Origin of the sequence: Achromobacter sp. ACM04, assembly GCF_014851465.1 — a bacterium.
GTDB classification, from domain to species: Bacteria; Pseudomonadota; Gammaproteobacteria; order Burkholderiales; family Burkholderiaceae_B; genus Achromobacter; species Achromobacter aegrifaciens.
This window is the reverse complement of the sequence record NZ_JACUZS010000001.1, coordinates 1,385,079-1,401,261: the sequence shown is the minus strand read 5'-3', so window position 1 is coordinate 1,401,261 and position 16,183 is coordinate 1,385,079. Positions and strand designations below refer to the sequence as shown.

Here is a 16,183-nt window from a genome sequence, read left to right as displayed (position 1 = left end):
AATAATTGAAAATGGCGATTATCTCCATGGATTTTCTCAATCGGGAAAATAGGGGGCGGGTTTTCCGTCTATGGAAAACCGGCAGCCAGGGGGGCGTGTCGCGGCAAGGACGGGCGCGGCTGCGGCCGCCGCGCCCCGGCGTTCAGCCGTTGCAGTCCGCCCAGCAGTTGGGCGTTTCGTACAGGCGCACGCGGGTCAGGCGCAGTTCGGCGCCATAGTGGCCGTGATAGTGCGGCGCCAGGGTCTGGAAGACGATGGCGGCCAGGTTTTCGGCCGTGGGGATGCGGTCCAGCACCACGGTCTTGTGGCCGGGCAGGCTGTCCAAAAAGCCGCGCACGGCGGCGTCGCCTTCATACACCAGGAAAGCATGGTCCCAGACGTCCACGATGTGGGTCTTGGCGATGTGCTTGATCTCGGAGAAATCCATCAGCATGCCGTTGTCGGACTCGCCGGGCGCCTGCACCACGTCGCCGGTCAGGGTGATTTCCAGCACATAGCGGTGGCCATGCAGGTTGCGGCACTGGCTGCGGTGGTCGGGAATGCGGTGGCCGGCGTCGAATTCCAGCCTGCGGGTCACGGAAATCATGGCGCGCTCCGCAGGGGGCTAGGGTGAATCATGGAATGCCTATGTATTTGTGGGTCTGCAGGCTGAGCCGCCATTGCGGATGCTGCATACAGTACTGGACGGCCTGTTCGGTATTGGCCGCGCGCGCGGGGCCGTCCATGGGTTGCAGGAAGAAGTGCTCGAAGTCCAGGTGCGCGAAGGCTTCGGGCTGCGCATTGGCCTGCGGATAGACCAGCTTGAGCTCGTCGCCGCGTTCCAGCACCACGGGCGCCGTGCCCTTGGGGCTGACGCAGATCCAGTCGATGCCGGCGGGCGGCTTGATGGTGCCGTTGGTTTCGATGGCCACCGTGAAGCCGCGCGCGTGCACCGCGGTCAAGAGCGGCGCGTCCAGCTGCAGCAGCGGTTCGCCGCCAGTGAAGACCACGTAGCGGTCATTGGCGCCCGGGCCCCAGGCCGCGGCGATGGCGTCGGCCAGCAGTTCGGGCGTGGCGAACTTGCCGCCGCCGTCGCCGTCGGTGCCGATGAAGTCGGTGTCGCAGAAGGTGCAGGCGGCGCTGGCGCGGTCGCTTTCGCGGCCGGTCCAGAGGTTGCAGCCGGCAAAGCGGCAGAAGACCGCCGCGCGGCCTGCGTGGGCGCCTTCGCCCTGCAGCGTCTTGAAGATTTCTTTGGCGGAGTAAGTCATGGTGGTGCCGGCGGCCGGATAAGGCCGGACCCCGGATAAATCAGGCAAAAGCGCATTATTTTACTTTGCGCGGCGCATCTATACTTGCGGGCTATGTTTCACGTCCAAGATTCCATCTATCTGGATGAACGCGACCTGGCGTTCACCATGATCCGCGCCCAGGGCGCGGGCGGCCAGAACGTCAACAAGGTGTCCAGCGCCGTGCACCTGCGTTTCGACGTGCGCGCCTCCAGCCTGCCCGAAGAAATCAAGGAAGCGCTGTGCGCGCTGAGCGACCACCGCGTCTCCAAGGACGGGGTCATCGTCATCAAGTCGCAGGCGTTCCGCAGCCAGGAAAAGAACCGCGCCGAAGCCATCGAACGCCTGATCGCCATGGTGCGCGCAGCGGCGCGCACCGACAAACCGCGCCGTCCGACCAAGCCCACCCGCGCCTCGCAGCGCCGCCGTGTGCAGCGCAAGGTGCTGCACGGCGAAGTCAAGCGCCTGCGCGGCCGGGTCCAGGGAGACTGACCATGGCCGATGCGCGCCGGCGCTACCTGTACACGCTGGGCGCACTGTTCGCCGTGATATGGACGGCGCTGGCGATTGCGCCGCATGACCGCGCCGACTGGGCGCTGGAGAACGCGCTGGTGCTGGCCTTCGGCGCGGCGCTGCTCTTTACGCGGCGCTGGTTCGTGTTTTCGCGCACCTCGTACACGCTGATCTTTCTTTACCTGTGCCTGCATGCCGTCGGCGCGCACTACACCTATTCGCTGGTGCCTTACGACGACTGGTGGCGGGCGCTGACGGGACACAGTTTCAACAGCATGGTCGGCTGGGAACGCAACAATTTCGACCGCGTGGTGCATTTTTCCTACGGCCTGCTGCTGGCGTATCCCATCCGCGAGATCTTCCTGCGCGTGGTCGAGGTGCGCGGCTTCTGGGCGTATTTCCTGCCCATGGACGTCACGCTGTCGACCTCGGCGCTCTACGAACTGCTGGAGTGGGGCGCCGCCGCCACCGTGGGCGGCGACCTGGGCGCGGCCTATCTGGGCACGCAGGGCGATATCTGGGACGCACAGAAGGACATGGCGCTGGCGGCCGGGGGCGCCGTCATCGCGATGGCCATCACCGCCCTGGTCAACCGCCGCGCCCGCCGCGACCTGGCGCGCGACTGGGCCGACAGCCTCAAGCCGCGCCGCCAGCCTGGCGTGTAGCCACGGCACCCGCCTGGGCTAGCCGCTGGATGCGTCGGCGGAACAGGTCCGCCATGGTGGACGCCGCCAGCGACAGCGGCGTTCCCCGCAGCGTCATGATGCCTATGCTGGCGACCGGCATGGGCGCTTCGGTGCGGATCTGGCTGGCTTCGGCGCCGTAAGGCGGGATCTCTAGCATGCCCGCCGGGCAGACGATCAACGCGTCGCTGCGGACCATCAGGTTCCACATCACGCCGAACGTATCGCAGTCGATGACGCGTTCGGGCGGCTGCAGGCCGTTTGCGCGCAGGCCTTGCAGAAAGGCGTCGGTGTGGCTGCCGCCCGAGGTGTTGAGCAGCCATTCGCAGCCCGCGATGTCTTGCCACCGCGTGGCGCCCGCCAGCGGATGTCCGCGGCGGCAGGCGACCATGAATTCCAGCGGCCGCAGTTCCTCGAAATCGAACTCCTGCCCGCCATGGTTGTCCGCCATGCCGGATGCCAACGCGAAATCCAGCGAGCCGTTGCGCAATGCCGGCAGGACGGCGGCCAGCAGGCCTTCCGAAACCTTGAGCTTGGCCGCGGGCATGCTCTGCCTGAAATCGTTCAGCACGTCAGGCAGCACGCTCAGCATCACCATGGGCGTCACGCCCACTGCCACCCGCGCCTGCGCACCGCTGAGCAGTTGGCGGATGTCCTGGCGCGCCAGGGACAACTGGGCCTGGGCAAGCTGCGCCCGCACCGTCAGGTGTTCGCCGCATTCGGTGACCTCGATGCCCTGGGGGCTGCGCGTGAGCAGCGGCGCTTCGAGCTCCGTTTCCAGTTCCTTGATGGCCTTGGTCACCGCCGCCTGGCTCAAGTGCAGGCTGCGCGCCGCGGCGCGGATGCTGCGTAACTCGGCGACCTTCAGCCAGGCCCGGAGATGGTGGTCTTTCATGTGCCTCTCGATAGCGACAACCTGTAGTTGTCACCTTAACAAAGAAATAGCCTTATGCGCAGCGCGGGCGATCTCTAAGCTTCACGACGACAAGACCATGCAGTCCCGTACTTCAGGAGCAAGCCATGCAGATCTTTCCCCGTCGTGTAGGTCAGGCCATTTCATTGTGTTTTGCCTTGCTGGGAGCGGCAGGCGCCGGCGCGGCGCAGGCTGATTGGCCCCAACGGCCAGTCAAGCTCATCGTGCCGTATGTGGCGGGGTCCGGTCCCGACGTGGTGCTACGCCCGATCGCGGACGCCCTGGGGCGCGAACTCGGCCAACCGGTGATCGTCGACAACCGGGGAGGGGCGGGCGGTATTGTCGGCACGCAGGCGCTGGCCGCGGCGGCGCCGGACGGCTACACGATAGGCTTCGGCAACCTGGTCACGCTGGCAATCAACAAGAGCATGTACTCGAAGCTGCCTTACGACCCGCAACGCAGCCTTGCGCCCATCAGCCTGGCCATCAGCAATGCCCTGGTGCTGATCGCCCGCAACGACTTCCCGGCAAGCGATGTGCAGGGCCTGGTCAGCTATGCCAGGCAGCATCCGGGCAAGGTCAGCGTCGGCTCGTTGGGGGTGGGATCGAGCGCCCATCTGGCCGGGGAAATGCTCAAGAGCGAGACGGGCACGACCATGCTGCACGTCCCGTACAAGAGCGGCCAGCAGGCGGTGGGCGACATCGTGGGCGGGCAGCTCGACGTGATGATCGACAACGTCGCGGGCGTGCTGCCCTTCATCCGCTCCGGACAGGTAAAGGTGCTGGGGGCGACCAGCCTCACGCGCGTGCCTGTCCTCTCGGACGTGCCCACCCTCGACGAATCCGGCTTGAAGGGATTTGAGGTGGTCTCCTGGGGCGGCATCGTCGCGCCCGCCGGTACGCCCAAGCCCATCATCGACAAGCTCAATCGCGCCATCGCCAAGGCGCTGCAGGACCCCGCGGTGCTCAAGCTCAACGAAACGCTGTCCGTCGATGCGACGCCGTCCACGCCCGAACAGTTCGCCAGCCTCATCGCCAGCGAGATCCCGCGGTGGGGCGAGATGGTCAAGCGCTCCGGCGCGTCCGCCGACTGACTGCGTTCAACCCCACAGGGAGCCATCATGACGAACGAACTCTGGCGCTGGAGCGCCGTCGATCTGGCCCAGGCCATCCGCCAGCGGGAAGTTTCCAGCCGGGAGGCCGTGCAGAGCTGCCTGCAGCGGGCGGCACAGCTAAATCCGGTCTTCAATCCGCTTACCGAGATCTGCGCCGACCAGGCACTGAAGGCGGCCGATGCCGCCGACGCCGCGGTGCGCGGGGGCGCGCCGCTGGGCCTCCTGCACGGCGTGCCGGTCACCATCAAGGCCAACGCCGATCTGGCAGGGTCGGCCACGACCAATGGCGTCGTCGCGTACCGGGACCTCATTGCCAGCGAGAACAATCCCGCCGTCGACAACTGGCTCAAGGCCGGCGCGGTCGTGATCGGCCGCAGCAACGTTCCGGCATTCTCCTGGCGCTGGTTTTCGGACAACGACCTGCATGGCCGCACCGTCAACCCGTTCGACGCCGCGCGCACGCCGGGCGGCTCCAGCGGCGGCGCGTCCGTCGCCGCCGCCCTGGGCATGGGGCCGCTGGCGCACGGCAGCGACCAGGGTGGATCGATCCGGTATCCGGCCTATGCCTGCGGCGTGGCGGGGCTGCGGCCCTCGCAAGGCCGGGTGCCGGCCTACAACGCCAGCCAGAAATCGGAGCGTCCGGTGGCTTCCCAACTGGCCGCGACTCAGGGCCCCTTGGCGCGGAACATTGCCGACCTGAGACTGGGGCTGGAGGCCATGTCGGCGGGCGATTCCCGCGATCCGTGGTGGGTGCCCGCGCCGCTGGACCTGCGCCGGCCTGGAGATAGCCGGCGGGTGGCGCTGTTCTGCGGCACCTCGGCCCTGAAATCCGATCCCGCTGTGCTGGATGCCTTGCTGCGCGCCGCAAAGTACCTGGAAGACGCGGGCTACATCGTCGAAACAGCAACGCCGCCCAGGTTCGAGGAAGCGGCCGAGCTATGGCGCAGCGTGCTGATGAACGAAGCGTCCGGCTCCATGGGCCGCGAAATCGAGCGTGCAGGCGACGCGGCGATACAGCGCGCCTACCGCAGCATGCTTGCGCACACCTCGCCGCTGGACAAGGACGGCTTTATCCAGGCGCTGGCGCTGCGCACCACGATACTGCGGGAGTGGGGCGCATTCTTCGACCGCTATCCCGTCCTGCTCATGCCGGTGTCGTTCGAGCGTCCATTCCCGATCGACCAGGACCAGCAAGGCGACGCGGCCATGGGCGACATACTGCGCGCGCAGAGCCCGCTGGTCTCGACCGCGATACTGGGCTTGCCTGGCCTGTCGGTCCCTGTCGGCCTGGCGGACGGTGTGCCGATGGGTGTCCATCTGGTGGCGGGGCGGTTCCGCGAAGACCTGTGCCTGGCCGCGGGCGAAGCCATCGAGGCGCGGGCGGGGTGGTCGGTGCTGGATAGGCTCGTGGCCTGAGCGGCGCGGAAGGAAGGGGAAGAGCGGCTATGGAGGCATCCGTGGTGGATGGCCGGGCGCGGATGCCGGGGCCATAAAGCCCTGTCCGCCGCAGGGGCATGACTATATATCGAATACTTCCGATATAAGATTCGATAAATTGCGATACTTCAATATGACGGTCTCCACTTCCAGCTCCGACCCAGCCGCCTCGTTACCGGCCATTGACGCCGACGCCATCCTCAAGGCGTTGGCCAATCCGGTGCGGCGCGACATCCTTGCCTGGCTGAAGACGCCGCACGCGTACTTCGAGGAACGCCCGGGCCATACTTTCGAGCATGGCGTATGCGCGGGCCACATCGACGAACGCTGCGGACTGTCCCAGTCCACCGTGTCCTCGCACCTGGCCGTTCTGCAGCGCGCGGGCCTGATCTCGGCGACCAAGGTGGGGCAGTGGATTTTCTACCGTCGCAACGAAGCCGCCATTGCCGCGTTCCTGCGGCAATTGAACCAGGATATGTAGCCCCGCTACGCCGCCAGCGGCCCCTGATCCGGGGCCAAGGATTTACGCATGAGCCAACTTTTCGAACCCCTGCGCGCAGGCGATCTGACGCTGCGCAACCGTATCGTCATGGCGCCTTTGACGCGCATGCACGCCAGTCCGGGCCGCGTGCCCAACGACCTGATGGTCGAGTACTACACCCAGCGCGCCGGCGCCGGCATGATCCTGACAGAAGCCACGGCCGTCACCCCGCAAGGCGTGGGCTATGCCGATACGCCGGGCCTGTGGACCCCCGAACAGGTACAGGGCTGGCGCAAGGTCACGTCCGCGGTGCACCGGGCCGGCGGCCTGATCGTGGCGCAGCTCTGGCACGTGGGCCGGATCTCCGACCCCATGTTCCTGGATGGCGAACTGCCGGTGGCGCCCAGCGCCATTGCCGCCCGCGGCCACGTCAGCCACGTGCGTCCGGAGCGCGCCTACGTCACGCCGCGCGCGCTGGAAACGGCCGAGATTCCGGGCGTGGTCGAGGCCTACCGCCACGGCGCGAAGATGGCCATGGAGGCCGGTTTCGACGGCGTGGAAGTGCATGCCGCCAACGGCTATCTGCTGGACCAGTTCCTGCAGGACAGCACCAACCATCGCACTGACGCCTATGGCGGCTCGCTGGAAAACCGCGCGCGGCTGCTGCTGGAAGCGGTGGACGCTTGTATATCGGTGTGGGGCGCGGGCCGCGTGGGCGTGCATCTGTCGCCGCGCGGGGAAATCCACACCATGGGCGATTCCAACCCGGCCGCCACCTTCGGCTATGTGGCGCGTGAACTGGGCAAGCGCGGCATCGCCTTCCTGTGCGTGCGCGAATACGAAGCCGCCGACAGCCTGGGCCCGATGCTCAAGGCCGAATTCGGCGGCACGTACATCGCCAACGAAGGATTCGGCCGCGAGTCCGCCGAGGCCGCCATTGCCGCGGGCCGCGCCGATGCCGTGGCTTTTGGCGTGCAGTACATCGCCAATCCGGACCTGGCGCGCCGCTTCGAACTCAAGGCGCCGCTGAACCGGCCCAACCCGGCCACGTTCTATGCGCCGGGCCCGGGCGGCTACACCGACTATCCGGCCCTGGCCTGACCGGCGGGTCCGGCATTCAGAACACGGTGCGCATCGGATAGGTGAACAAGCCGAAGTGCGCCGCGTTCAGGCCCAGGTGCGCCAGCACCGCAGCGGCCAGGCCGCCGTATTTGTAGGCCAGGCCGTAGGCCGCGCCCGCCAGGCTGGCCAGCAGCATCCATTGCCAGCCGCCTGCGTAATGCGCCAGGCCGAACAGCACGGCCGCGATGATCAACGCCGCCCACGCCCCCCAGGCGCGGCCGCGCCACAAGTCCGTCAGCCGCTGTTGCAGATAACCGCGGAACAGCGCCTCCTCGGCCAAGGTCACCAGCAAGGCGTTGTTGATCAGCCAGATCCAGCCCGATTGCGGCCACTTGGGCGCCCAGCCGACCACGCCCAGCGCCAGCGCGCAGCCCAGGCAGATGGCGACGGCGCCCGCGCAAGCCAGGAACGCGGACGACAGCGTGGCGCGCGGAGTCAGTCCCGCCATCGGCGGCGTCAGCGCCAGCACGACCCAGAACGCCACCAGCGGCTTGTCCAGGTTCAGGTACATGCCGAAAGGCACGGCGTCCGGACTCAGTGGCGCTGGCGCGATGACCTGCGGGTTGTGAAAGCCCGGCAGCAGGTGCAGGAACAGCAGCGCGGCCAGCGCGATGAAGAGCGCATGGCCGGCGGTGCGCGCCAGCGCGCCCGATGCGGGCCGGACCAGCACGGCGGCCAGGATCAGCAACGCAGGCGAGGCCAGCGCCACGGCGTCTATCGTGCCATCGCTCCAGGCCCAGGCGTAGGCGGCGGCGAGCGGCGCCAGCGCCCAGCGGCGGGTGGCGGGTGGCCACAACATGGCGGCGGCGATGAACAGTGCGGACCAGGGGCTTAGCGCGGACACGGGCGTGGACGGGCGTTAAAAGGGCTGAGTGTAAACGCGCGGCTCTTTGCGGGCCGCACGGCATGCGCGCCGGACCGCTGAGCGCGTGTGCTGACGCCGCGCCGCGAACCCAGGTATCCTGGCGCCTGCCGGATACCTGGGAGCCAGACTATGAAGATGATCGCGTGGTTGATGTTGGCGGCGGCAGTGCTGCCTTTCGTGTCGGCCATCGTCGCCAAGGCGGGCGGAAAGAAGTTCGACAACAATGATCCGCGCGCCTGGCTGGCACGCCAGGAAGGTTGGCGCGCGCGTGCCAATGCGGCGCAGACCAATACCTTTGAATCGCTGCCGTTCTTCTACGCGGCGGTGCTGTTCGCGCTGTATACCCAGGCGCCGCCCGCGCACGTGGCCACGCTGATGGCCTGCTGGCTGGGCGTGCGGCTGGGCTATCTGGCCATGTATCTGGCGGGCTGGGGCGCGCTGCGTTCGCTGGTGTGGGCCATCAGCGTGGGCTTCATCATCGCGATCCTGTTCGCGGGTGTCTGACGGACGGCGCCATGCGCAAGCGGCGTGTCGCGGCACTGGCGGCCATCGCGCTGCTAGGCTTCATCTACATCAACAACGCTGACTGGGCGGCGCCCGATCCCGGTGCGCGGGTGACGCTGCTCGCGCATCGCGGCATCGCGCAACGCTACGACGCGGCGGGCCTGGAGCGGGACACCTGCACCGCGACCCGCATCGTCGAACCCACCCACGGCTATCTGGAAAACACCATCGCGTCCATGCGCGCGAGCTTCGAGGCCGGCGCGGACATCGTCGAGATCGACGTCCATCCCACCACCGATGGCCAGTTCGCCGTGTTCCACGACTGGACGGTCGATTGCCGCACCGAGGGCCGCGGCGCGACGCGCGAGCACACAATGGCCGAACTCAAGGCGCTGGACATCGGCTACGGCTATACCGCCGATGGCGGCAAGACCTTTCCGTTCCGCGGGCGCGGCGTGGGCCTGATGCCGACGCTGTCCGAAGTGCTGGAGGCGTTTCCGCGCCAGCGCTTTCTCATCAACGTCAAGAGCCGCGATGCGGAGGAGGGCGCGGCGTTGGCGGCGGTGCTCAACGGCATGCCGCCGGCCAGGCGGGCAGACTTCATGGTGTATGGGGGCGAGGAGCCGGTAGGCCGGTTGCGCCAGTTGGCGCCGGGCGTGCGCACGCTGACGCGCTCGGACCTGAAGTCCTGCCTGTTGCGCTATGCGGCCGCGGGCTGGACCGGCCACGTTCCGCAGGTCTGCCGCGGCATGGCGCTGACGGTGCCGGTGAACGTCGCGCCCTGGTTGTGGGGCTGGCCCGGCCGCTTCCTGGACCGCATGGAGACGGCGGGCAGCAGCGTGTTCCTGCTCGGTCCTTACGCCGGCGAGGGCCATTCCACGGGTATCGACACCCCCGAGGACATACGCCGCGTGCCGGCGGGATACGCGGGCGGGATCTGGACCAACGAAATCGAAGCCGTGGCGCGCGCGTTCAAGGGCGGGCCATGAAACCCGCTACTTCCATTCGAACACGGCGCGCGCGGTGCCAGAGTTCTGCACCGAGACTTCGCGCTGTTGGGCCTGGCCGTTGTAGGTCGCTGAAATCCTGTAGTTGCCGGCCGGCAGCTTGACCAGCATGTACGGGCCTTCGGCAGTGGTTTGCAGCACGGACTTGCCCTGCGCATCGCTGATGGTGACGGCGACATTGGCGACGTAGTCTGCCTGGCCGCCGCGTTGCGCCGCGAACGTCAGCGCCAGCGGATAGTCCTTGGCTGCGGCCTTCATGGCCTCGGATTCGTCCAGGCCGATGCCGCCGCTGACGTATTGCACCGAACCCTGCTGCTGCACTGCCGGCATGCCTGCCTGGGCGGTGGACAGGACGCCGGCAAAGGCCATGCTGCCCAGCGCCATCGCGGCGGCCATGGTGCAGCGTTCTAAACGCTTGTTCATGAGACTCTCCTGGATAGGACGATCTGCGCGGTGTCGTGCGCGCATGAACATTTCGACCCGCATGCCGGCGCGGAGTTCGCACCCGCGGGTCTCCGATATCAACCGATTGTTTCCGCAGCCTAGGTAAGCGTACCGCGTGCCGCGCTCCAGGAAAATGTCAGCCGGCTTTCGCCGCTGACCGAGCCGTCCGGGGCGAAGCGCCTTTCATCCAGCTGTCCGGCGCCATCGTCGCGCAGCGCCAGTACGCTGGAACTGCGCGTGCCATAGTTCGGACTGACGATGAACGGGCTGCTCAATAGCCTTTCGCGATCCAGCGGCAGGCCGGTGGCGGGCAGGTCGGCGTCGTCGGCGGGCTGGCGGTCGGCCAGGGCGGCCATCAGCGCGGGCAGGTCGGGCTGCGGCCCGCTGCGCAGCACGGCCTCGAAAGCCGCCTTGGTGCGCGCCAGCTTGGGCCAGGGCGTGTCCAGCAGATGGTTGGACAGGGCATAGACGCCCGGAGCCAGGCGCCGCGGGCCGCCGTCGCGGTTGCTGAGATACCAGGCTTCGCGCGCATCGCCCACGATCAGGTTGAAGCCGTTGTAGGCCTGGCCGGCGGCATGCACTTGCGCCAGGTAGTCGGCCGGGGAGACCGTGCCGCGCAGATAGTCTTCGACCAGCGCGCCGCGCGAAGGCGCGTTCTCGATCATCCTGCCCGGCTCGCGAAAGTTGGTCACTAGCGCATGGCGTCCGCCGGTCGTCGCGCCCATCCAGCTGCCGCCGGCCAGGCCGTCGCGGCCGGCGTAGACCTCGGGGGCGTCAGGCCATTGCGCGGCGGGCAAGGTGGGGCGTTGATGGAATTCGTCGCGGTTGGCGGCGATCAGGACGGGGATGCCCGGCAGGGCATGCAGGGCCAGTACGGCAAGACACATGGTTCAGACCTGGTTGGCGGGTTTGTCGGGGATGGCTTTGCCTGGCGCGGCCGCGAAATCCGGGCCGGCCAGCGCGGCGCGTAAGGCTTCGATCTGGGCGGCCACGTCGCGCAGCGCGGGGGCGGTCGAGGCGATGGCGGCGGCCGGCATGGCCGCGCCTTGCGCAACGGCGGCGCTCATTTGGTGCAGGCTGGCCGCCAGTTGCGCCAGCTCCGCGGCGCTAGGCGCGGCCTGGTCGGCGGGCAGCGACCAGGCCGTGTCGGAAATGGCGTTGGCCACGCGTTCCAGCGCGACCTCCACCGGCCACCAGGCCAGTGCGCGGCGGCTGACCAGGCGCGGCTCGGACAGCCCGCGCTGCAAGGCGATGCGCAGATCGGACAGGCGTGCGTAGGCGCTGGCGCGCAGGTCGTGGCGGCTGGTGGGATCGGCCTGGAACACCGTGTTCAGGTAGGCGGCCAGCGTGTCCATGGCGGCGGCGACCGCGTTGTCCAGGTTGCCGCGTTCTATCCGTATCCATGGCAGGTAGCCCACCAGCAGCACGATGCCGGCGGCCACGGCCACATCGATCAGGCGCGCCAGCGCGATGGGCCAGCTGCCTGGTTGCAGCGCGCCGATCAGCAGCATCAGGATGGGCAGCAGGATGGCGGAAAACAAGCCGTAGTTGCGCCGCACCGACCAAGGCAGCAGGGACGCCAGCCCCGCCACCGTGAGCAGGCTGACGATGCCGTTGCGGTCCAGCGCCAGCACGGTCGCGCTGATCGCCACGCCCACCACGCTGCCCGCGCAGCTTTGCAGCGCCCGCGCGAACACCGAGCCGAAGTTGGGCTTGAACACCACCACCACGATCAGCGGCACCCAGTAGGAACGCGGCAGCGAGGCCGCCAGCGCCACGGCCTCGGCGGCGATCAGGCACAGGCCCAGCCGCACCAGGTAGCGCAAGGTGGTCGGCCCCGGCCGGTAAGTGCGCGCCAGCACGCGCCAGGGCGTGCGCGGCCGCGCCGGCGGCAGGCCGGCAAAGGCGTCGGCTTCGGACAGCGCGCCGCCGTCCAGCAGGGGCTGCACTTGGGCCAGCGCGTCGGCCAAGGGGGCCATGTCCACGTGGCGCAAGGCCGCGATGTCCTCGCGCGGGTCCGGCGTTGCGTCGTTTTCCACGCGGTCTGCGAGCCGGTTCATGACCCGCGCGCAGTCGCGCGGCAGCACGCGTCCGGCGCGGGCCAGCTCCAGGGCGGTGTTGGTGAGAGGCGTACAGGCTTGCAGCTGGGCCGCCAGCCGGGCCAGTCGCGGGGAGGGGCCGGCCGCGCTGCGGCGCGCGGCCAGCACGGTGTCGTAGGCGGTCGTCATGGCCGCTTCCATGTCGCGCCGCGCGCTCATGGTGTGCGAGGTGCCGATGGCGGCGAACATGGCCGCCAGCTTGCGGTAGGCCATGGCGACGGCGGCGCGCTCGGGCGCCGTCGGGTGGACCACCCAGCCCGTCAGGGTCAGCGCCAGGCCGAACAGGCCGCCGGCTCCCACCAGCACCGAAGGCAGCCAGGGCGGCAGGGTGGACGTCAGGCTGGCGCCGACGATGACATAGGCGGCGAATTGCAGCGTGGAGACGGCGGCGATGTTGTTGAAGGTGCCGACCAGGCTGGCCGCCAGCACCAGCAGCGTCATGGCGGCGGACGTCCACAGTCCGTGCCCTGCAATCAGGGTGCCGAGGAAATATCCCAGCGCGCCGCCGAACACGGTGGCGCCGATGGACAGGGCGCGGTTGCGGTATGGGCCGCCGTTGTCGCCGGTGATGGCGGGCAGCGCGCCTAGCGCAACCAGGGCCGCCGCCGCGCTTTGGTCCAGCGCGAGTCCGACCGCCGAAGGCAGGCCGATGGCCAGCGCGGCGCGCAGCGCCACCCAGCGGCTGACGGGCGAAGGCTCCATGTGCGCCAGGCTCATCAGCCAACGCATGTTGGCGTTGCGCGCGGCATGTTTCAGCGAGGAACGGAACACGGCGGCCTCGTGGCGCGGCCTGGGGATCAGGCCTTGATCAGCGGCGCCTCGTCGGGCGCGGCCAGCCGGAAGTAGTCTTCCGTATTCAGGAGGATGGAGGCGTCCAGGCGGCCGGCGTTGAATACGATTTCACCGTGGCGCTCGCGCAGGCTTGGGTCCACCAGCAGGTGCAGGTCCGGATTGAAAGTGAAGGGCGGAATGGCCCCGATCTCGCAGCCGGTGAGTTCTCGCGCCAGGTCCTGCGACGCCAGCGAGGCCTTCTTGCCGCCGGCCGCGCGGGCGATGGCGTCCAGGTCGGCCTGCTTGTCGGCCGGGAACACCGCCAGCACGTTGCGGCGCTGGTTGGAGGATATCTTGACGCGGCAGACCAGCGCCTTGGCGCCCTGGCTGACCTCGGTGCCGCGGATCGCGGCGACTTCGACGGAGCGGCCGGCCGCGGCGTGTTCAATCAGGCGGTAGCGGGCCTGGTTCTGGGCAAGCAAGGCTTGCAGGCGTTCGTAGACTTCCATGTCGGGGCGCGTAGATCGGGATGTGGCGGGGCGCAGGCCGGGAGTCGGCCTCGTACGCCGCATGATACGCCCGCCGCGCGGCGCCGCGGCGGCGCGTACGCTGATCCGGGCCAGCCTCCTCAGATTTCTCCGGTAAAGGCGTAACCCCAGCCCCAGACGGTGCGGATCGGCAATTCCAGGTTCAGGTCCTGGGCCTTGCGGCGCAGGCGGCTGACCAGCACGTCGGTGCGGCGCATCGATTCGTGGCCGCCATGCGAATCGGTGATGGCTGCGTCGGCGCGCGGCAGGCGCTTGTCGGCGGAAGCCGTCAGCTTGAGCAGGAACTCGCGCTCGGCCAGCGTCAGGGCCAGGCGCTTGCCTTGCGGGCTGACCAGCGTCCAGGCCGCATCATGGAATTGCCATTTGCCTGCCGCGTCGCCTGGCGCCGGCTGCGCCGGACGCGGCTCGGCGTCGACGGCGCGCCGGCCAGGCGCGGGGATGCGCCGCACCAGCGCCTGCAACGCGGCCGCGATTTCCGTTGCGCCCGCGTCAGAGGGCAGGCAGACGTCTGCGCCGCAGTGCAGGCCGAGTATGCGATTTTCGGGCGAGTCGAAGGTGGAGATGGCGACGATGCCCGCGGTGGTGTCCAGGGCGCGCAGGCCAGCCACGGCCATGCAGAGATCGGACAGCTCGGCTTCCATCACCAGCAATGGGGTGCGGCGGGCCTGAAACAGGCGGAACAAGTTATTGGAGTCTTCGCACAACCGGGGCGAGAAGCCCATTTCCGCCAGCGCCGCGCCGCGGTGCGCGCGCACTCCGGGATCGGGAGAGAAGACGATCAGGTCTAGTAGGTCATTCATGAATCGTTGTGATCTGTGCAGCATGAGCGCATGCATGATGCATCGGATACAGCGATTTCCTAAACCCCGCACAACGCCACTTTATTACCCGAATTCTCGGGCAAGGTTACGCAAGGCGCGTCGCGGCACCGTTATGGTGCGTCGGCGGACGCTTCATTCCACCAACCGCCGCCCAACGCCTGCAGCAGGGCGGCGGTGTCGGCGTAGCGCGCCGCGTCCGCGGCGGTGCGCGCAATGCGTGTCTGAAGCAGTTGGCGCTGGCTGTCCAGCAGGCTCAGGTGGCTGATGCCGCCGGCCTGGTAGCGCCCTTGCGCGATGCGCTCGGCCTGGTCGGCGCGGCGCCAGGCCTCGTCGCTGGCCAGGTAGGCGTCGCCGTCGGTCTGCACCGCGCGCAAGGCGTCGGCGACCTGCCGGAAGCCCTCTAACACTGTTTGACGGTAACCGGCCGCGGCCGCGTCGTAGGCGGCCTCGGCCGAGCGCGTGCGCGCGCGCAGCTCGCCACCATGGAACAGCGGCTGGACCAGGCCCAGGCCCAGGCTCCAGACGTTCAGGCCATCGGACAGGTCGCCCGCGCGGGTGCGTTGCGAGCCGAAGCTGGCTGTCAGGGTGAATTGTGGATACTGATTGGCGACGGCCACGCCGACATTGGCCGAGGCCTGATGCCAGAGCGCTTCGGCGGCCAGGATGTCGGGCCGCTGGCGCGTCAGGGCCGAGGGCACGCCGGTGGGCACGTCGGCGGGCAGCGTCAGGTCGGCCAGCCGCAAGGGCGCGGACCGCAGCTCGGCTGGCGCCAGCCCCAGGTAGGCGGCCAGCTGGTGCGTGGCCTGCGCCAGCTGGTATTCCAGCGGCGGCAGCGTGGCCCGGGTCTGCGCGACCAGCAGCTCCTGGTTGCGCAGATCGGCCTCGGACACGCCGCCCGCCTGCTGGCGCTGGCGCATGATGTCCTGCTGCCGCTCCTGCGCCGCAAGCAATGCCCGCGTGTCGGCCAGGCGTTCGTTCAGGTCGGCCTGGCGGATGGCGGCAGTGACCACGTTGGCGGCCAGCGACATGCGCGCAGCCTGCAGCTCATGCGCCTGGTAGTTCACCTGCGCGCCCAGGCCTTCCAGCGCGCGGCGATTGCCGCCGAACACGTCCAGCGTGTAGGACACGTCGATGGACGCGTTGTAGAGCGTGAAGGGCGGGGGCTGCTCGGCCACCGGCACGCCGAAGGCTGCAGGGTCCACCTTCTGCCGTGTCACCGACAGGTTGCCGTCGACCTGGGGCAGCATGCGGCCGCCGGTTTCGGCGTTCAGGTCTTCATTGGCCTGGCGCAAGCGGGCGCGCGCCTGCTCCAGCGTGGGGCTGGCCTGCAAGGCCTGCCGGACCAGCTGGTCGAGCGCTTCGGAGCGGAACAGCTGCCACCATTGCGCGGGGATGTCGACGCCGTCCTGCAGGCGTTGCGCGCCGCTGGCGGCTGAGGCATCGCGAGGCGCGGCGTAGGCGTCGACCCGCGGCGGCGCCGGGCGCTCGAAGTCCGGCCCCACGGCGCAGCCCGCGAGCAGCGCGCACAGGACCGGCGCAGCCAGGCGCAAAGGCGCGGCGGCGGACGGGAAGGGCAAGGGCGTGGAGCGGGACAT

At 68.8% G+C, this 16,183-nt stretch carries 18 protein-coding genes; 8 read left to right on the top strand and 10 right to left on the bottom strand.

What is annotated here, in order from left to right:
• Positions 1–142 precede the first annotated feature (142 nt).
• Together queD and queE are read right to left on the bottom strand one after the other, a co-directional pair.
• Complete coding sequence (gene queD, locus IB259_RS06540; RefSeq protein WP_013394146.1) at positions 143–586, bottom strand: 6-carboxytetrahydropterin synthase QueD; 444 nt, start codon at positions 584–586, stop codon at positions 143–145.
• 28 nt (positions 587–614) lie between these two features.
• Positions 615–1,247, bottom strand: coding sequence for a 7-carboxy-7-deazaguanine synthase (gene queE, locus IB259_RS06535; protein ID WP_054453827.1), 633 nt, complete (start codon positions 1,245–1,247; stop codon positions 615–617).
• A 93-nt stretch (positions 1,248–1,340) separates the two neighbouring features.
• On the opposite strand from queE, the gene arfB reads away from it, so the two are divergent.
• Both arfB and IB259_RS06525 read left to right on the top strand, forming a co-directional pair.
• On the top strand, positions 1,341–1,757 hold the full coding sequence (gene arfB, locus IB259_RS06530; protein WP_054453829.1) for an alternative ribosome rescue aminoacyl-tRNA hydrolase ArfB: 417 nt from the start codon (positions 1,341–1,343) through the stop codon (positions 1,755–1,757).
• A 2-nt stretch (positions 1,758–1,759) separates the two neighbouring features.
• Entirely contained in the window at positions 1,760–2,443 is a 684-nt protein-coding gene (locus IB259_RS06525) for a DUF2238 domain-containing protein (protein ID WP_119448980.1), read from the top strand.
• Here the strand turns inward: IB259_RS06525 and IB259_RS06520 are convergent.
• Positions 2,415–3,356 carry a LysR substrate-binding domain-containing protein gene (locus tag IB259_RS06520; RefSeq protein WP_054453832.1) on the bottom strand — a complete coding sequence of 314 codons (942 nt, stop codon included), beginning with the start codon at positions 3,354–3,356 and terminating at the stop codon, positions 2,415–2,417. The genes IB259_RS06525 and IB259_RS06520 overlap by 29 nt on opposite strands.
• A gap of 125 nt (positions 3,357–3,481) precedes the next feature.
• On the opposite strand from IB259_RS06520, the gene IB259_RS06515 reads away from it, so the two are divergent.
• The 4 genes from IB259_RS06515 to IB259_RS06500 all read left to right on the top strand — a co-directional run bounded on the left by IB259_RS06515 (position 3,482) and on the right by IB259_RS06500 (position 7,508).
• Positions 3,482–4,468, top strand: a complete 987-nt coding sequence (locus IB259_RS06515; RefSeq protein WP_054453834.1) for a tripartite tricarboxylate transporter substrate binding protein — start codon at positions 3,482–3,484, stop codon at positions 4,466–4,468.
• 27 nt (positions 4,469–4,495) lie between these two features.
• Positions 4,496–5,905 (top strand): amidase family protein, encoded by a 1,410-nt coding sequence (locus tag IB259_RS06510; protein WP_192328078.1) that lies wholly within the window; start codon positions 4,496–4,498, stop codon positions 5,903–5,905.
• A 154-nt stretch (positions 5,906–6,059) separates the two neighbouring features.
• On the top strand, positions 6,060–6,407 hold the full coding sequence (locus tag IB259_RS06505; protein ID WP_054453838.1) for a helix-turn-helix transcriptional regulator: 348 nt from the start codon (positions 6,060–6,062) through the stop codon (positions 6,405–6,407).
• Between the two features lie 48 nt (positions 6,408–6,455).
• Positions 6,456–7,508 carry an alkene reductase gene (locus tag IB259_RS06500; RefSeq protein WP_054453840.1) on the top strand — a complete coding sequence of 351 codons (1,053 nt, stop codon included), beginning with the start codon at positions 6,456–6,458 and terminating at the stop codon, positions 7,506–7,508.
• 16 nt (positions 7,509–7,524) lie between these two features.
• Here IB259_RS06500 and IB259_RS06495 read toward each other — a convergent pair whose 3' ends face one another.
• Positions 7,525–8,328, bottom strand: a complete 804-nt coding sequence (locus IB259_RS06495) for a CPBP family intramembrane glutamic endopeptidase (protein WP_192328075.1) — start codon at positions 8,326–8,328, stop codon at positions 7,525–7,527.
• A 195-nt stretch (positions 8,329–8,523) separates the two neighbouring features.
• Here IB259_RS06495 and IB259_RS06490 point away from each other — a divergent pair, with 195 nt between their 5' ends.
• Together IB259_RS06490 and IB259_RS06485 are read left to right on the top strand one after the other, a co-directional pair.
• The gene (locus IB259_RS06490) at positions 8,524–8,898 is read left to right on the top strand and encodes an MAPEG family protein (protein WP_054453844.1); all 375 of its coding nucleotides are present in this window, start codon (positions 8,524–8,526) and stop codon (positions 8,896–8,898) included.
• An 11-nt stretch (positions 8,899–8,909) separates the two neighbouring features.
• The gene (locus tag IB259_RS06485) at positions 8,910–9,887 is read left to right on the top strand and encodes a glycerophosphodiester phosphodiesterase family protein (protein WP_192328073.1); all 978 of its coding nucleotides are present in this window, start codon (positions 8,910–8,912) and stop codon (positions 9,885–9,887) included.
• 6 nt (positions 9,888–9,893) lie between these two features.
• Here the strand turns inward: IB259_RS06485 and IB259_RS06480 are convergent, their stop codons facing one another.
• The 6 genes from IB259_RS06480 to IB259_RS06455 all read right to left on the bottom strand — a co-directional run bounded on the left by IB259_RS06480 (position 9,894) and on the right by IB259_RS06455 (position 16,183).
• On the bottom strand, positions 9,894–10,328 hold the full coding sequence (locus tag IB259_RS06480; RefSeq protein ID WP_054453848.1) for a carboxypeptidase-like regulatory domain-containing protein: 435 nt from the start codon (positions 10,326–10,328) through the stop codon (positions 9,894–9,896).
• 119 nt (positions 10,329–10,447) lie between these two features.
• Entirely contained in the window at positions 10,448–11,236 is a 789-nt protein-coding gene (locus IB259_RS06475; protein ID WP_119448986.1) for an NRDE family protein, read from the bottom strand.
• Between the two features lie 3 nt (positions 11,237–11,239).
• The gene (locus IB259_RS06470; protein WP_119448987.1) at positions 11,240–13,219 is read right to left on the bottom strand and encodes an FUSC family protein; all 1,980 of its coding nucleotides are present in this window, start codon (positions 13,217–13,219) and stop codon (positions 11,240–11,242) included.
• 26 nt (positions 13,220–13,245) lie between these two features.
• The gene (locus IB259_RS06465; RefSeq protein WP_054453853.1) at positions 13,246–13,728 is read right to left on the bottom strand and encodes a YbaK/prolyl-tRNA synthetase associated domain-containing protein; all 483 of its coding nucleotides are present in this window, start codon (positions 13,726–13,728) and stop codon (positions 13,246–13,248) included.
• A gap of 119 nt (positions 13,729–13,847) precedes the next feature.
• Positions 13,848–14,567, bottom strand: coding sequence for a response regulator transcription factor (locus IB259_RS06460; protein ID WP_054454806.1), 720 nt, complete (start codon positions 14,565–14,567; stop codon positions 13,848–13,850).
• Between the two features lie 131 nt (positions 14,568–14,698).
• Complete coding sequence (locus tag IB259_RS06455; protein WP_192328071.1) at positions 14,699–16,183, bottom strand: efflux transporter outer membrane subunit; 1,485 nt, start codon at positions 16,181–16,183, stop codon at positions 14,699–14,701.

Bases quoted from the DNA above. Each gene is read 5' to 3' on its own strand.
- queD (WP_013394146.1), bottom strand. From the start codon at position 586: ATGATTTCCGTGACCCGCAGGCTGGAATTCGACGCCGGCCACCGCATT.
- queE (WP_054453827.1), bottom strand. From the start codon at position 1,247: ATGACTTACTCCGCCAAAGAAATCTTCAAGACGCTGCAGGGCGAAGGC.
- arfB (WP_054453829.1), top strand. From the start codon at position 1,341: ATGTTTCACGTCCAAGATTCCATCTATCTGGATGAACGCGACCTGGCG.
- IB259_RS06525 (WP_119448980.1), top strand. From the start codon at position 1,760: ATGGCCGATGCGCGCCGGCGCTACCTGTACACGCTGGGCGCACTGTTC.
- IB259_RS06520 (WP_054453832.1), bottom strand. From the start codon at position 3,356: ATGAAAGACCACCATCTCCGGGCCTGGCTGAAGGTCGCCGAGTTACGC.
- IB259_RS06515 (WP_054453834.1), top strand. From the start codon at position 3,482: ATGCAGATCTTTCCCCGTCGTGTAGGTCAGGCCATTTCATTGTGTTTT.
- IB259_RS06510 (WP_192328078.1), top strand. From the start codon at position 4,496: ATGACGAACGAACTCTGGCGCTGGAGCGCCGTCGATCTGGCCCAGGCC.
- IB259_RS06505 (WP_054453838.1), top strand. From the start codon at position 6,060: ATGACGGTCTCCACTTCCAGCTCCGACCCAGCCGCCTCGTTACCGGCC.
- IB259_RS06500 (WP_054453840.1), top strand. From the start codon at position 6,456: ATGAGCCAACTTTTCGAACCCCTGCGCGCAGGCGATCTGACGCTGCGC.
- IB259_RS06495 (WP_192328075.1), bottom strand. From the start codon at position 8,328: ATGTTGTGGCCACCCGCCACCCGCCGCTGGGCGCTGGCGCCGCTCGCC.
- IB259_RS06490 (WP_054453844.1), top strand. From the start codon at position 8,524: ATGAAGATGATCGCGTGGTTGATGTTGGCGGCGGCAGTGCTGCCTTTC.
- IB259_RS06485 (WP_192328073.1), top strand. From the start codon at position 8,910: ATGCGCAAGCGGCGTGTCGCGGCACTGGCGGCCATCGCGCTGCTAGGC.
- IB259_RS06480 (WP_054453848.1), bottom strand. From the start codon at position 10,328: ATGAACAAGCGTTTAGAACGCTGCACCATGGCCGCCGCGATGGCGCTG.
- IB259_RS06475 (WP_119448986.1), bottom strand. From the start codon at position 11,236: ATGTGTCTTGCCGTACTGGCCCTGCATGCCCTGCCGGGCATCCCCGTC.
- IB259_RS06465 (WP_054453853.1), bottom strand. From the start codon at position 13,728: ATGGAAGTCTACGAACGCCTGCAAGCCTTGCTTGCCCAGAACCAGGCC.
- IB259_RS06460 (WP_054454806.1), bottom strand. From the start codon at position 14,567: ATGAATGACCTACTAGACCTGATCGTCTTCTCTCCCGATCCCGGAGTG.
- IB259_RS06455 (WP_192328071.1), bottom strand. From the start codon at position 16,183: ATGTCCCGCTCCACGCCCTTGCCCTTCCCGTCCGCCGCCGCGCCTTTG.